The 14,241-nt window shown below is 68.4% G+C and carries 17 protein-coding genes; 9 read left to right on the top strand and 8 right to left on the bottom strand.

Annotated features, from left to right (window positions below; all coding sequences use genetic code 11):
- Window positions 1-76: 76 nt before the first annotated feature.
- The gene (gene ribD / locus PSPA7_RS04970) at window positions 77-1,198 is read right to left on the bottom strand and encodes a bifunctional diaminohydroxyphosphoribosylaminopyrimidine deaminase/5-amino-6-(5-phosphoribosylamino)uracil reductase RibD (protein ID WP_012074379.1); all 1,122 of its coding nucleotides are present in this window, start codon (window positions 1,196-1,198) and stop codon (window positions 77-79) included.
- Window positions 1,195-1,659: a transcriptional regulator NrdR gene (gene nrdR, locus PSPA7_RS04965; protein ID WP_003107181.1), complete on the bottom strand. Its 465-nt coding sequence runs from the start codon at window positions 1,657-1,659 to the stop codon at window positions 1,195-1,197. Before nrdR ends, ribD begins: the two co-directional genes overlap by 4 nt.
- 198 nt (window positions 1,660-1,857) lie before the next feature.
- On the opposite strand from nrdR, the gene PSPA7_RS04960 reads away from it, so the two are divergent.
- The 3 genes from PSPA7_RS04960 (at window position 1,858) to trxA (ending at window position 3,916) form a co-directional block, all read left to right on the top strand.
- A complete protein-coding gene (locus PSPA7_RS04960) occupies window positions 1,858-2,316 on the top strand; it encodes a YbaY family lipoprotein (protein ID WP_012074377.1) in 459 nt (152 codons plus the stop codon).
- Complete coding sequence (locus PSPA7_RS04955; RefSeq protein ID WP_012074376.1) at window positions 2,313-2,975, top strand: class I SAM-dependent methyltransferase; 663 nt, start codon at window positions 2,313-2,315, stop codon at window positions 2,973-2,975. The genes PSPA7_RS04960 and PSPA7_RS04955 overlap by 4 nt, the downstream gene beginning before the upstream one ends.
- Before the next feature lie 71 nt (window positions 2,976-3,046).
- Window positions 3,047-3,916 carry a thioredoxin gene (gene trxA / locus PSPA7_RS04950; protein ID WP_012074375.1) on the top strand — a complete coding sequence of 290 codons (870 nt, stop codon included), beginning with the start codon at window positions 3,047-3,049 and terminating at the stop codon, window positions 3,914-3,916.
- A 25-nt stretch (window positions 3,917-3,941) separates the two neighbouring features.
- Here the strand turns inward: trxA and PSPA7_RS04945 are convergent, their stop codons facing one another.
- Window positions 3,942-4,286 (bottom strand): hypothetical protein, encoded by a 345-nt coding sequence (locus tag PSPA7_RS04945; RefSeq protein WP_012074374.1) that lies wholly within the window; start codon window positions 4,284-4,286, stop codon window positions 3,942-3,944.
- Window positions 4,287-4,418: 132 nt separating this feature from the next.
- Between PSPA7_RS04945 and PSPA7_RS04940 the strand changes: the two genes are divergently transcribed.
- From PSPA7_RS04940 to PSPA7_RS04915, 6 genes are all read left to right on the top strand, one after another.
- Window positions 4,419-4,991: a DUF2796 domain-containing protein gene (locus PSPA7_RS04940; protein WP_003151983.1), complete on the top strand. Its 573-nt coding sequence runs from the start codon at window positions 4,419-4,421 to the stop codon at window positions 4,989-4,991.
- Between the two features lie 88 nt (window positions 4,992-5,079).
- Window positions 5,080-5,784, top strand: coding sequence for an ABC transporter ATP-binding protein (locus PSPA7_RS04935; protein ID WP_012074373.1), 705 nt, complete (start codon window positions 5,080-5,082; stop codon window positions 5,782-5,784).
- A gap of 2 nt (window positions 5,785-5,786) precedes the next feature.
- Window positions 5,787-7,052 (top strand): ABC transporter permease, encoded by a 1,266-nt coding sequence (locus tag PSPA7_RS04930; RefSeq protein ID WP_012074372.1) that lies wholly within the window; start codon window positions 5,787-5,789, stop codon window positions 7,050-7,052.
- Window positions 7,053-7,069: 17 nt separating this feature from the next.
- Entirely contained in the window at window positions 7,070-7,588 is a 519-nt protein-coding gene (locus tag PSPA7_RS04925; protein WP_012074371.1) for a DUF3299 domain-containing protein, read from the top strand.
- A gap of 148 nt (window positions 7,589-7,736) precedes the next feature.
- On the top strand, window positions 7,737-8,435 hold the full coding sequence (gene oprG / locus PSPA7_RS04920; RefSeq protein WP_012074370.1) for an outer membrane protein OprG: 699 nt from the start codon (window positions 7,737-7,739) through the stop codon (window positions 8,433-8,435).
- A gap of 83 nt (window positions 8,436-8,518) precedes the next feature.
- Window positions 8,519-8,875 carry a SirB2 family protein gene (locus PSPA7_RS04915; protein WP_012074369.1) on the top strand — a complete coding sequence of 119 codons (357 nt, stop codon included), beginning with the start codon at window positions 8,519-8,521 and terminating at the stop codon, window positions 8,873-8,875.
- On the opposite strand, the gene PSPA7_RS04910 is transcribed toward PSPA7_RS04915, so the two are convergent.
- The 5 genes from PSPA7_RS04910 to PSPA7_RS04890 form a co-directional block, all read right to left on the bottom strand.
- The gene (locus PSPA7_RS04910) at window positions 8,876-9,805 is read right to left on the bottom strand and encodes an NAD-dependent epimerase/dehydratase family protein (RefSeq protein WP_003153847.1); all 930 of its coding nucleotides are present in this window, start codon (window positions 9,803-9,805) and stop codon (window positions 8,876-8,878) included.
- Window positions 9,798-10,682 carry a dTDP-4-dehydrorhamnose reductase gene (locus PSPA7_RS04905; RefSeq protein WP_003153849.1) on the bottom strand — a complete coding sequence of 295 codons (885 nt, stop codon included), beginning with the start codon at window positions 10,680-10,682 and terminating at the stop codon, window positions 9,798-9,800. The genes PSPA7_RS04910 and PSPA7_RS04905 overlap by 8 nt, the downstream gene beginning before the upstream one ends.
- 269 nt (window positions 10,683-10,951) lie before the next feature.
- The gene (gene feaR, locus PSPA7_RS04900) at window positions 10,952-11,902 is read right to left on the bottom strand and encodes a transcriptional regulator FeaR (protein ID WP_003153851.1); all 951 of its coding nucleotides are present in this window, start codon (window positions 11,900-11,902) and stop codon (window positions 10,952-10,954) included.
- 149 nt (window positions 11,903-12,051) lie between these two features.
- Window positions 12,052-12,627: a DUF3156 family protein gene (locus tag PSPA7_RS04895; protein WP_003153853.1), complete on the bottom strand. Its 576-nt coding sequence runs from the start codon at window positions 12,625-12,627 to the stop codon at window positions 12,052-12,054.
- Window positions 12,602-14,095, bottom strand: a complete 1,494-nt coding sequence (locus PSPA7_RS04890) for an APC family permease (protein WP_012074367.1) — start codon at window positions 14,093-14,095, stop codon at window positions 12,602-12,604. Before PSPA7_RS04890 ends, PSPA7_RS04895 begins: the two co-directional genes overlap by 26 nt.
- Window positions 14,096-14,241: the final 146 nt, after the last annotated feature.

The following is a 14,241-nucleotide window of genomic DNA, read 5'->3' as shown; positions in this document are numbered from 1 at the left end:
ACCGAGATGGCCGTGTGGCGTTTTACCACAGTTGCGCCGCTTGTGCATCGTCCTGCGCGTCGCCGCGCAGCGAAGTTCAGGCGTCCTGCGGACGGGGCCGCGCGGTGACCAGCCAGTCGTCGCCCACCGCGCGGATGTCGTCGATCTCCAGCTCCGCCGCATCGGCCATCCGCGCCAGCGGCCAGTCGAGCAAAGGACGGGCGCTGGAGCCGAGGAACTTCGGTGCGACGAACAGCCGGTACTCATCCACCAGCCCCAGCCGGGCGAAGGCGCCGGCCAGGCGCGGGCCGGCCTCCACCAGCACTTCATTGGCACCGCGCGCCGCCAGTTCCAGGAGCAGCTTGTGCAAATCGACGTGGCCCTCGGCGGAGGGCAGCGCCAGCAGTTCGTGGCCGGCGTCCTGGAAGCGTTCGCGCGCGGAGGCGGCGGCGCAGGTCGCCACCAGCGCCGGGCCGGCCTGGTAGAACGCCGACTCCAGCGGCACCCGCAGGCGCCCGTCGACCAGCACCCGCAACGGCTGGCGAGCCGCGGCGAGCGCGGTAAGCTCGGCGTCCAGGCCCAGTTCGTCGGGGCGTACGTTGAGCCGCGCATCGTCCGCCAGCAGCGTATCGGCGCCGGACAACACCACGCTTGAGCGAGCGCGCAAGCGCTGCACCGCCGAACGCGCGGCGGGGCCGGTGATCCACTGGCTTTCCCCGCTGGCCATGGCGGTGCGCCCGTCCAGGCTCATCGCCAGCTTGACCCGGACGAACGGCAGGCCATGTTCCATGCGCTTGATGAAACCGATGTTGAGTTCCCGCGCCTCGGCCTCGAGGACCCCGCTGTGCACCGCGATGCCTGCCTGCATCAGACGCAGCAGGCCGCGACCGGCAACCTCGGGGTTTGGATCCTGCATCGCCGCGACCACCCGCGCCACCCCGGCGCCCACCAGCGCATCGGCGCACGGCGGGGTGCGGCCGAAGTGGCTGCAGGGCTCGAGGGTCACGTAGGCGGTGGCGCCGCGTGCCTTCTCGCCGGCCTGGCGCAGGGCATGGACCTCGGCGTGCGGCTCGCCGGCGCGGACGTGCCAGCCCTCGCCGACCACCTGGCCGTCCCTGACCAGCACGCAGCCGACGCGCGGATTCGGATGGGTGGAGTACAGCCCTTGGCGCGCCAGCTCCAGGGCGCGGGCCATGTACAGCGGGTCGGCGGCGTTCATTCCTTGGCCGGCTCGCGGGCGAGGCGTTCGATCTCCTCGCGGAATTCGTTGAGGTCCTGGAAGCGCCGGTAGACCGAGGCGAAGCGGATGTAGGCGACTTCGTCGAGCTTCTGCAGCTCGGCCATCACCAGTTCGCCCAGCACCCGCGACTTGATCTCGCGCTCGCCGGTGGCGCGCAACTGGTGCTTGATGTGGCCGATGGCCGCTTCCAGGCGTTCGACGCTGACCGGACGCTTCTCCAGGGCACGCTGCATGCCGGCGCGCAGCTTGTCCTCGTCGAACGGCTGGCGGCTGCCGTCCTGCTTGATCAGACGCGGCATGACCAGCTCGGCGGTCTCGAAGGTGGTGAAGCGTTCACCGCAGGCCAGGCACTCGCGGCGCCGGCGCACCTGATCGCCCTCGGCGACCAGTCGCGAGTCAATCACTTTGGTGTCATGGGCACCGCAGAAGGGACAATGCATGGTGCAGGTACAGGCGTAGCTGAAGGAAGCCGCATGGTAGCGCATCCGCGCCCGGCCGAGCACCCGCAGAATCGACCGGCGCCGGCGCGATGGGAAAGGCGGGAGGAATCGGACGTTGCGGCCCACGCGAAGCGCGACAAGAATCACACTTTGCGCTATACAAGCGCCGCCCCGGATTCCACCGCCATGGAGCAGCCCATGACCCTGCGCCCGATCGCCCTGCTGGCTTTCCTTCTCCTCGCCGCTTGTTCCAGCGACAAGCCGAAGCCCGCGCCGACACCGCCAGCCCCGCGCAGCGTGAGCATGGTCGAGCCGGTGCTGCCGGCCCACCTGCGCGAGCTGAGCGGAACCCTGAGCAGCGTCCAGGGCAGCCTGCCGCGCGGCAGCGAGGTGCAGATGGCGCTGCTGGTGATCGACGAGCGCGACCGCCCGCAGCGACTGCTGGCCAGCGAGACGGTGCTGGCCTCCGGCGAACTCATGCCCTTCCGCCTGCCTTTCAACCCCGAATCCTTCCCGCCGGCCGGCGGCGCGCTGCGCGTCGAACTGCACGCCCGGGTGATCCAGTCCGGCCAGTTGGCCTGGCGCCTGCACCCGTTGCGGATCGCCCAGCCGACCACCCAGGCCCTCGGCGAACTGCGCCTGGTACGCGCACCGTGACGGCACCGCAAGCCCTGACCCAGGCGCTGGGCGAACTGCTCGGCGACGCCCGGCTCAGCGCCACCGCGCTGCCCGGCACCGACCTGCGCCTGTGGCTGATCGACGCGCGGAACATGGACCGCCAGTTCAGTCCGGAGGAAACCCGCCGCATCCTCGAGGAGCCGCCGTACTGGTGCTTCTGCTGGGCCAGCGGGCTGGTCCTGGCGCGCTGGTTGGCGGAGCGCCCGCAGTGGGTCCGCGGCAAGCGCGTGCTGGACTTCGGCAGCGGCTCCGGGGTGGCGGCGATCGCCGCGGCCCGCGCCGGCGCCGCCGAGGTGGTGGCCTGCGACCTGGATCCCCTGGCGCTGGCGGCGAGCCGGGCGAACGCCGAACTGAACGGAGTGGCGCTGAATTATTCGGCGGACTTCTTCGCCGAAGACGATCGCTTCGACCTGATCCTGGTCGCCGACGTGCTCTATGACCGCGCCAACCTGCCGCTGCTCGACCAGTTCCTCAGTCGCGGCCGCCAGGCGCTGGTCGCCGACTCGCGGGTGCGTGACTTCCGTCATCCGCTGTACCGGCGCCTGGACGTGCTCGACGCCTGTACCTGGCCGGACCTCGCCGAGCCCGCCGAATTCCGCCTGGTCAGCCTGTATCACGCCGAACGCGGGCAAGCCTGAGGCACGGGCTTGTTTGCGCGCGGCGCGCCCCCACTTATAGTGGTCACCACCTTGCGTTTCCGAGAATCGACATGAGCGATACGCCCTACATCTTCGACGTCACCGGCGCCAACTTCGAGCAGCTGGTCATCGAGAACTCGTTCCACAAGCCGGTCCTGGTGGACTTCTGGGCCGACTGGTGCGCCCCGTGCAAGGCGCTGATGCCGCTGCTGGCGCAGATCGCCGAGTCCTACCAGGGCGAATTGCTGCTGGCCAAGGTCAACTGCGACGTCGAGCAGGACATCGTGATGCGCTTCGGCATCCGCAGCCTGCCGACCGTGGTGCTGTTCAAGGATGGCCAGCCGGTCGACGGCTTCGCCGGCGCCCAGCCCGAGTCGCAGATCCGCGCCCTGCTGGAACCCCATGTGAAAGCCCCGGCGCTGCCCGACGAAGACCCGCTGGAAGTGGCCCAGGCGCTGTTCGCCGAAGGTCGCATCGGCGACGCCGAAGCGACCCTGAAGGCCCTGCTGGCGGAGCACAACGACAACCCCGCTGCGCTGATCCTCTACGCCCGCTGCCTGGCCGAGCGCGGCGAACTGGAAGAGGCGCAGGCCATCCTCGACGCGGTGAAGAGCGACGAGCACAAGCAGGCCCTGGCCGGCGCCCGCGCGCAGCTGACCTTCCTGCGCCAGGCCGCCGACCTGCCCGACGCCGCCGAGCTGAAGAGTCGCCTGGCGAACGACGCCGGCGACGACGAGGCCGCCTACCAGCTGGCCATCCAGCAGCTCGCCCGGCAGCAGTACGAAGCGGCGCTGGATGGCCTGCTCAAGCTGTTCCTGCGCAACCGCGGCTACCAGGACGACCTGCCGCGCAAGACCCTGGTACAGGTGTTCGACCTGCTCGGCAACGACCACCCGCTGGTCACCACCTATCGCCGCAAGCTCTACCAGGCGCTCTACTGAGTGGTCCGGGCCCCGTCCGCGGGGCTCACTCTTCCTGCCAGACGAATACCTGGGTACCGTCGACCACCTCGACCCTGACCCGCGCGTTGTGCCGCAGGCGCACCAGCAGATGCTTGGCGGCCCCGGCGTTGCCGGCGAAGGCCTGCAGTTCCGCGAGCAGTTGCGGTCCCTCGATCCGTCCACTGCCGCGCAGCAGGTCGATGGCAGCCTGCCACAGGCGATCCTGCGGCGCTTCCGCCACCGGCGTCCTGGCCGCCACGGCCTGCGGCGGCGGGGGCAAGTGTTGCGCCAGCTGGCGCCAATCCTCGGCGTCCAGCTCCAGGGTCAGGTCCACCGGCCAATCGCCGATGCTTCCGCGAATCCGCACCATCTCGTTTCTCCACAAGCGAATCGCGCCATGCTCCCACGTCGGCGCGAATGGACCAAATCATCCAGGCTAGGCAGGCGGAAAAATTCGTTATAACGTAACGAATCATTTCCCATCCTTGCCGGAGTCCCGTCCATGCGCCCACTGCTGTTAGCCCTCGCCTTGCTGCCGTTCGCCGTCCAGGCCCATGACGATCATGACCATGACCACGCCCATGGCAGCCTCGGCAAGCACGAGCACGGCGTAGCCCAGTTGAACGTGGCGCTGGACGGCAAGAGCCTCGAACTGGAGCTGGACAGCCCGGCGATGAACCTGGTCGGCTTCGAGCATGCCGCCAGCAGCGAAGCGGACAAGGCCGCCGTGGCCAAGGCCCGCGCACAGCTGGAAAAACCGCTGGAGCTGTTCGCCCTGCCGGTCACCGCCGGCTGCTCGGTGGCCAGCCAGGAGCTGCGGAGCCCGCTGTTCGGCGACAAGGCGGCGGCCCACGCGCACAAGGAGGAGGCAGGCCACGAGCACGAACACGGCCATGCCGATATCCACGCCCATTACCGGCTCAGCTGCGAGAAGCCCGAGCTGCTCAAGCTGCTGACCCTCGCCGAGTTCTTCAAGCGCTTCCCCGCCACCCAGAAAATTCAGGTACAACTGATCGGTCCCGACGGCCAGAAAGGCGCCGACCTGGCTCCGGCCAGCGCCGAGCTGAAGCTGTAGGATCGTTCCGGAGGCGCCGCGAGGGATTCGGCGCGGCGCCCCTCCATCCATTCTCGAGGCTCCGGCGGAGCGTTCCGCCCCTATCCCCATGAGCGCACTGATCACCCTGAGCAACCTCGGCTTCGCCTGGCCCGGCCAGGCGGAGTTGCTGGACATCCCCAGCTTCCATCTCGAACGCGGCGAGAGCCTGTTCCTCAAGGGGCCTTCCGGCAGCGGCAAGACCACCCTGCTCGGCCTCCTTGGCGGCGTGCAGAAGCCCGGCCGCGGCAGCATCCGCCTGCTCGGCGAGGACCTGGAAAAGCTGTCCGCCGCGCGCCGCGACCATTTCCGCGTCGACCACACCGGCTACATCTTCCAGCAGTTCAACCTGCTGCCGTTCCTTTCGGTGCGCGAGAACGTCGAACTGCCCTGCCACTTTTCCACCTTGCGCCGCCAGCGCGCCCGCGAACGCCACGGCAGCCCGGCGCAGGCCGCCAGCCACCTGCTCGGCCAGCTCGGCCTCGGCGGCGAACTGCACGAACGCCGCGCCGACAGCCTGTCCATCGGCCAGCAGCAGCGGGTCGCCGCCGCCCGTGCGCTGATCGGCCAGCCGGAACTGGTGATCGCCGACGAGCCGACCTCGGCGCTCGACGCCGACAGCCGCGAGGCGTTTCTCCAACTGCTCTTCGCCGAATGCCGCGAGGCCGGCGCCAGCCTGCTGTTCGTCAGCCACGACCAGAGCCTGGCCGGGCTGTTCGACCGCAGCCTGTCCCTTTCCGATCTCAACCGCGCCGCCCGGCCGGTAGGACTCTGAGCATGTATCTCTTCCGACTGGCTCTGGCCAGCCTGGCCAACCGCCGCTTCACCGCCCTGCTGACGATCTTCGCCATCGCCCTCTCCGCCTGCCTGCTGCTGGCGGTGGAGCGAGTCCGCAGCGAGGCCAAGGCCAGCTTCGCCAGTACCATCTCCGGTACCGACCTGATCGTCGGCGCGCGCTCCGGCTCGGTGAACCTGCTGCTCTACTCGGTGTTCCGCATCGGCAACGCGACCAACAACATCCGCTGGGACAGCTACCGGCACTTCGCCGACAACCCGCGGGTGAAGTGGGCGATCCCCATCTCCCTGGGCGACTCGCACCGCGGCTACCGGGTGATGGGCACCGACGCCGGCTATTTCGAGCATTACCGCTACGGGCGCGGCCAGGCACTGCAACTGGCCGAGGGCCGCGCCTTCGGCCAGGACCTGTTCGACGTGGTGCTCGGCGCCGAGGTGGCCGAGGCCCTGCACTACAAGCTCGGCGAGAGGATCGTGCTGGCCCACGGGGTGAGCACGGTGAGCCTGGTGAAGCACGACGACAAGCCGTTCACCGTGGTCGGCATCCTCCAGCGCACCGGCACGCCGGTGGACCGCACCCTGCACATCTCCCTCGCCGGCATGGAGGCGCTGCACGTCGACTGGCGCAACGGCGTGCCGGCGCTGGGCGCCGGGCGCGTCAGCGCCGAGCAGGCACGGCACATGGAGCTGCAGCCGCAGGCGATCACCGCGTTCCTGGTCGGCCTGAAGAGCAAGGTGGCGACCTTCGCCCTGCAGCGCACGGTCAACGACTATCCCGGCGAACCGCTGATGGCGATCCTCCCCGGTGTCGCCCTGCAGGAACTGTGGGGCCTGATGGGCACCGCGGAGAAGGCGCTGTTCGTGGTCTCGCTGTTCGTCGTCCTGACCGGCCTGATCGGCATGCTCACGGCGATCCTCACCAGCCTCAACGAGCGCCGCCGCGAGATGGCCATCCTGCGCTCGGTGGGCGCGCGTCCCTGGCACATCTTCGGCCTGCTGCTGGCCGAGGCCTTCAGCCTGGCGCTGGCCGGCGTCGGCCTCGGCCTCGGCCTGCTCTACCTGGGCCTCGCCGCCAGCCAGGGCTACGTCCAGGCCAGCTACGGCATCTACCTGCCGCTGGCCTGGCCGAGCGACTATGAGTGGAGCCTGCTCGGGGCTATCCTGGCGGCCGCCGTGCTGATCGGCTGCGTGCCGGCCTGGCGCGCCTACCGCCAGTCCCTGGCCGATGGCCTGTCGATCCGCCTATGACCCGGAGATATTCCCCGATGCTGCGCTCCCTGACCGTCCTCCTGCTGGCTTTCGCCCTGCTCCTGGGCAGTGCCGTGGCGCGCGCCGCGCCGCGCGAACTGACCTGGTCGCAACTGATCCCGGCCGGCGCCCCGCCGGCCCCGGCGCCACTGCCGATCCACGACCTGGCCAACGCCCTCAGCGAAGCCGGCCCGGCGGCCAGCCAGCAGAGCCCCAACGCCCCGGTGGTGAAGGCACTGGACGGTATCGAGGCCAAGCTGCCGGGCTACATCGTGCCGCTGGAAATCAGCGAGGCCGGGCTGGTCACCGAGTTCCTCCTGGTGCCCTACTACGGCGCCTGCATCCACGTGCCACCGCCGCCGTCGAACCAGATCGTCTACGTGAAGACCGCCAAGGGCGTGCAGATGGACGAGCTGTACCAGCCGTTCTGGGTCGAGGGCACCTTCAAGGTGGAAAACGCCAGCAGCGAACTGGCGGCGGCCGGCTACCGCATGCAGGCGAGCAAGGTGACACCCTATGAATACGAAGATGGCTGAACGGCATGCGACAATCCGCCGCGCGCATTAGGTTGCGGCGGTCACATTTGCCCCTAGGATTGATTGAGCTGTGTCAAGGAAGGCAACTGTTAGCTGGCTGACCATTAGCAGCACCAACACTCTTCTAATACAAGGAATGGAGCTCATCATGCGTAAGTCCTGGCTTACCGCTTCCCTGCTGGCCCTCACCGTCGCCTCCCCGTTCGCCGCTGCGGATATTCAAGGACACAAGGCCGGTGACTTCATCATCCGCGGCGGCTTCGCCACCGTCGATCCCGACGACAGCAGTTCCGACATCAAGCTGGACGGCGCCAAGCAGCGCGGTACCAAGGCGACTGTCGACAGCGATACCCAGCTCGGTCTGACCTTCACCTACATGTTCGCCGACAAGTGGGGCGTGGAACTGGTCGCCGCCACCCCGTTCAACCACCAGGTCGACGTCAAGGGCCTCGGCCCGGGCCTGGACGGCAAGCTGGCCGACATCAAGCAACTGCCGCCGACCCTGCTGCTCCAGTACTACCCCATGGGCGGCACCAACAGCGCCTTCCAGCCCTACGGCGGCCTGGGCGTGAACTACACCACCTTCTTCGACGAAGACCTCGCCAGCAACCGCAAGGCGCAGGGTTTCAGCAGCATGAAGCTGCAGGACTCCTGGGGCCTGGCCGGCGAACTGGGCTTCGACTACATGCTCAACGAGCACGCGCTGTTCAACATGGCCGTCTGGTACATGGACATCGACACCAAGGCCAGCATCAACGGCCCGAGCGCGCTGGGCGTGAGCAAGACCAAGGTCGACGTGGACGTCGATCCGTGGGTCTACATGATCGGTTTCGGCTACAAGTTCTGAGTCGTAGACTGTCGCGGGGCTTGCGCCCCCAACGGGAAAAGGCGCCTTCGGGCGCCTTTTTTCATCCTGCGGAAACGGACCCCATGTACCTCTGGCTGAAGACCCTGCACATCACCTTCGCCCTCAGCAGCGCCGCCCTGTTCGCCTGGCGCCTGGCCTGGAACTGGTCGGGGCGCAAGAACAGCGGCATCCGCCGCTGGGGACCGCACCTGGTGGATACCCTGCTGCTGCTCAGCGCGCTGGGCCTGGTGCACCTGGCGATGCCCTGGCCGCTGCCGCTGTGGCTGCAGGCGAAGCTGGGCCTGTTGCTGGGCTATATCGTCTGCGCGGCGTTCGCCCTGCGCATGGCCCGGGGGATCGGCAAGGGCCTGCTCAGCGCCCTCAGTCTCGCCCTGCTGGGCGGGATCTTCTACCTGGCGCTGAACAAGCCCTGGTGGTGATCAACGCCCGAGCAGGCGCGCCAGGCCCACGCTCATCGGCGTCGGCTGATCGAAGCGGAAGCGCTGCAGCAAGCGGTCGTTGTTCGCCCGCGAATGCTTGATATCGCCGGCCCGCGCCTCGGCGTGGCTCACCGGCGGCAGGCCGCCGAGCACCTGGCCGATCTCGGCCAGCAGTTGCTTCAGGCTGGTGGCGCGGTTCAGGCCGACGTTCACCGCGCCGGACTCCACCGCCTGTGCCTCCAGCGCCTGGACGAGGAAGTCGACCAGGTCGGCGACGTAGATGAAATCACGGGTCTGCTCGCCATCGCCGAACACGGTGATCGGGGTTCCCTTGAGCGCGCGCTCGGTGAAGATGCTGATCACTCCGGAATAGGGCGAGGACGGGTCCTGGCGCGGCCCGTAGACGTTGAAGAAGCGGAAGATCGCCGGCTCCAGGCCATGCTGGCGACGATAGAAATCCAGGTAATACTCGCTGGCCAGCTTGTCCGAGGCGTAAGGCGTCAGCGGGGATTTCGGGGTGTCCTCGTCGATCGCGCTGCCTTCGCCATTCTGCCCGTAGACCGCTGCGCTCGAGGCGAACACCACGCGCCTGACGCCCTGCTCGCGCATCGCTTCGCAGAGGTTCAAGGTGGCGATGAAATTGCTCTGGTGGGTGGCGACCGGATCGTCCACCGAGGCCTGCACCGAGGCCACCGCCGCCAGGTGGGCGACCGCCGCGCAGCCCTTCAGGGCCGCCGCCAGGGTCGCCGCGTCGGCGGCGTCGCCTTCGATCAGCTCGACCCGCCCGTCGTCCAGGGGCAGGTTGTCGCGCTTGCCGGTGGACAGGTTGTCCAGCACCCGCACGCGGTGGCCGCGCGCGAGCAGCGCGTCGGTCAGGTGGGAGCCAATGAAACCGGCGCCGCCGGTGATCAGGATCGGTCGTTCAGACATGCCTGTAGTACCTGTCCAGTAACGGGGGCAAGCCCGCACGCCAGGCGCGCGGCTTGATGCCGAAGGTGTGGAGGATTTTCTTGCAGACCATCACTGCGTGCTGCGGTTCGTCCGCGGCATCGGGACGAGCGGCGTGGGCTTCCGCCGACGGCTCCTGGATGAGGTTGGAGCGGTAGCTGCGCGCCTCGTTGAGGATCACCTGGCCCAGGGCCAGGGTGGTGGTCGCCTCCAGACCGCCGTAGTGATAGGTGCCCCACAGCGGTGCCTGGCAATCCAACTGCTTGAGTACCGAGAGCACCACCCGCGCGGCGTCGTCCACCGGAGTCGGGTTGCCGCGCCGGTCGTCGGCGAGGTACAGCGGCTGCGGCTGCTCGGCGCGACTGAGGAAGCGCCCCAGCAGGCCGTTCGGGCTTTCGTCGAGCAGCCAGCCGAAGCGGATCAGCACATGCCGCGGACAGGCCGCCCGCACGCTCTGCTCCATGCGCCAGAGCGCCTGGCCGCGCAGGCCTAGCGGCAGGGTCTCGTCCTTCTCGCTGTAGGCGGTGGCCCGGGCGCCATCGAAAACCCGGTAGCTGGACGGCTGGATCAGTAGGATCTCGTAGTGCTGGCAGAGCTCGGCGAGGCGCTCGACCGCGCGCTCCTGGGCATTCAGACGCGCCGCTTCGACCTGCTCGGCCTGGAACCAGTCATGGTAGAAGGCGAGGTTGATCACCGCATCGGGACGCGTTTCGTCCAGCAGGGTGGTGAGGCTGGCGGCATCCCAGCCCTGCTCGGGTGGTCTGGGCGCGAGGAAACCGATGTCTTCCTCCGCCCCGAGGCGGATCAGCGCCTGTCCAAGGGCATTACCGCCGCCCAAAAGCATCAGGCGCATTCGCATGGTGTAGGGGGGCACTCGAAATCTGATAGTGGTTGGCGACGCGGCGCACGCCCCAAGGCAGTGACGTCCTGCGCCTCGCTGGCGACATGAAAGGGTCGGGCATCGGGTGCTGCTTTATCGCGGCAAGTATCCCGGGCAGCGCCGCCGTTATTTTCATGCAACCTGACACGCCGCATTCTTGCTGTGCCTTCGGTACAGCGTCAAGCATTCACCGGGCCAGCTCCGCCAGCGGCGCGGATCAGCGTGACGAATGGCAGCGCGTGGAGGAATCAGGCCGGTAGTGCGGCGGCCCGATAGTCTTTCGGCGAAACCTCGAACTGCTTCTTGAACGCCCGGCTGAAGTGCGCCGAGTCGCTGAAGCCCCACTTGAACGCGATGGAGGTGATCGACTCGCCGCGCAGCGCCGGGTTGCCGAGATCGGCGGCGCTGCGCCCCAGGCGCTGGCGGAGGATGTAGCGACAGACGCTGTCACCCTGGTCCTCGAACAACCGGTACAGCTGGCGCACCGAAATGCGCAGGCGCGCGGCGAGCATATCCGGGCTCAGGCGCGGCTCCTGCAACGACTGCTCGATGAGCCGCTCCGCATGACGCCGCAGGCTGTAGCCGTAGAGCCCGGCCAGTGCCCCATCCTGCGCCTCGCCGGCGTGCTGCAGGGCCGGCCCGAGCAGGGCGATCAGCGCCTCCTGCAACGCCCCGCCCTCACCCGCCAGCGCCCACGGCTGCAGTTCGCCGGCGCACACCTGCTGCACCAGCAGGAGCAGGAGACGACCGCTGGCGCAGTTCGGCGAGAGTTTGCCAAAGGCCCGCTGGCTGGGTGGCAGCTGTCGGCATACCTGCTCGCGGGAGAGATGGAACGAGGTGTGTTCGATGAGGCCGTGGGGAATGATCTCGCAGCCGCCCGCGGAGTCCATCAGCGCCATCTCCCCTGGCGCCAGCTCCATGCTGTCCCCACCCTGGCGCAGTTGCGCATGGCCGCTGCGCTGGACGACCAGGAAGCAGTGGCGGTCGTCGTCATGGTCGGCATGGGTGGTCTGGCGAGCGATGCGCCCGGCGTTGGTGCGGATCTGCGCAAGCTCCAGGCCGCCGAGATCCTGCCGCGATATATCGCCGATGAACAGCGTCCGGTTCAGCGCGGGCTGCGACTCGAAGCGACCGCAGACCTGGCGCAATGCCCGGTCCCAGGCCTCGAAGCTGTTGGGTGCGGAAGACAGGGTATGCACCGGGCACCTCCTGACGGCAATGGCCATCGTTATTGTTGTATGGGCGGCAGGAGATGTGGCCACGCCGCTTTAGCGACATGATTAACATGTTATCGATATGCCGACAAGCTACCGGAATGGACGCTCGGAAGCGTACCGGGGTGGTGGGCTCAGGAGGAAGAAAGCAGGCGCTGCAATTGCACGAAGGTCCCCAGCAGCGCCTGGCGCTGCTCGCCGACCAGGGGAATGTAGCGGCGGTAGGCGGGCATCCGGTTGACCACTTCGCAGGCCCCCAGGTGCTCCAGGCTCAGGTTCCAGCCCAGGCTGTCGCGGCGCAGGCGCAGGCTGCGGAAATCCAGGGGCATGAGCTGCTCCCGCAAGGCCCGGTCCTCCTCCAGGATCGCCGGCAACGGCCCGGGAACACCGCCACGACGCACCACGCAGACGATCCCGCGGCGGCGCAGCCAGCCGTCATGGCGCAGCTCCAGGCTGACCGGCGGATATCCCGGAGCCGGGACGAACAGGCGGAACTCGGTGGTGACGATATGCATCAGCAGGTGCGCCTGGACCCGCTCGCGGACCTCGATACTCAGATCCTTCGTATGCAGCAACAGCCTGCCATCCTGCTCCACGCAGTCGATACCCGCCAGGTTTCGACGCACCAGCGCCAGGGTCGCGCCCGGTCGATAGGCCGAGGGCAACCACTCGCGCCAGTAGCGCTCATACCAGCGCGCCCAGGCGGACATTCGCCCTCTCCCGCTGCTGTTGCAGTTCTTCCACGGCGAACTCCTTCTCCAGCACCTCCTCCACCGACAGCGGGCGGAACGGGTTGACCCGCTGTACGCACAGGGTCCAGAACAGCGCATAGGCGGCTGCCAGCCCGAGCATCAGGGCGAACGGCAGGTAGATGTCGGCGGGGTCCATCCCCGGCGGCGTGATGTAGCACATTCCAAGCAGGATTCCGGCGCTGGAGAACAGCTGCGGCAAAGGGAACAGCGGCGAGCGATAGGCGCGCGGCAGATCCGGTCGGCGGATGCGCAGCAGCACCACCGAGAGGGTCACCAGCAGATAGGCGGTACCCCAGGCGCAGACCGCCGCCAGCACCAGGTGGATGATCCCTTCGCTGTCGCCGCCCAACCACCAGGCATGCAGGCAGGGGATCGCAGCCGCCACGGCGATGCACAGCAGCGGCGTCTTGAAGCGTGGATGCAGGTAGGTGAAGGCCTTCGGCAAGGCGCCATCCAGCGCCATCCCGTAGAGGATCCGTGGCAGTCCGGCCATCAGCGTGTTGATGGTGGCGGCCCCGGCGAACAGCAGGCCGACGCCCAGCCAGACGCGGCCGAACGGCCCCATCACCTGCTCGGCGAATCGCGGGATCGCCATCGGCGTCTCCAGCAGGTGCACGCCGCCGCCAAGGTCGAGGTTCTCCACCTGCCGGCGCATCGCCGCGCCATACAGGAACATGCAACTGGCCACCCCGACCAGCCCCAGCGCCATCGCCCGCGGCAAGGTCCGCGAAGCGTGGCGTACCTCCGGCGCCAGCGGAGTGACGAATTCGCAACCGACGAACATGAACATCGCCATGCCCACCAGCGACAGCAGGGTCGGCAGGTCGCTGCCGACCATCGATGCGCCGAACCAGCCTTGCGACTCCACCACGGGTAGGCGCAGCAGACCGCCCACGGCGAAGATCATCAGGGTGCTCCACATGCCGAAGGTGAGGATCACCTCGGCGCGGCTGAAGGCGGTGACCCCCACCGCATTGAGCAGGCCGAAGCCGAGCACCATGCCGACACCCACCAGCCAGGCGCCGCCCCCGGGTTCGGTGAGGGTGTTCAGCGATTCGAAGTTGACCAGCGCCATGGTCCCGCTGAGCATGGTTTCGGCGGTGCCGGCGAACACATGGACGATCAGGTAGGCCGAGAGCGTGCCGGTGATCGCGAAGAAACGCCCGAGGCCGCACGACAGGTAGTCGTAGACCGAGCCGCGGGTGGGCAGCAGACAGGCGGCCTCGGCGAAGGTGGTGGACTGCGCCAGCATGAGCAGCAGCGCCACCAGCATCGCCGCCGCGAAGGTCCCGCCCCCCAGGCCGAAGCCGGTGGTGGCGGTGAGGATCACCGGGCTGGCCATGATCAGCCCGACCGAACTGGCCAGGGCGGTGGGAAAACCGACCCGTCCCCGGAGCAGGTGCTGGGTGAGTCTGGAGTTCGACATCGACATATCCTCGACGGCAGGGTTGGCGTTGTTGTTCTTGCGTCAGGCTCCTGGCGGGAGCGGCGGCTCCCTGCGCGGCGTGTCGGCGCCCCGCGCGCCGCGCCTGGCGTGGCACGGCGCATCGAATGAACGGCTGCCCCGGCAGG

Source organism: Pseudomonas paraeruginosa PA7 (genome assembly GCF_000017205.1).
GTDB classification, from domain to species: domain Bacteria; phylum Pseudomonadota; class Gammaproteobacteria; order Pseudomonadales; family Pseudomonadaceae; genus Pseudomonas; species Pseudomonas paraeruginosa.
Note: the sequence above shows the minus strand (reverse complement) of the source record. Positions and strands in the feature narration are given on the sequence as shown.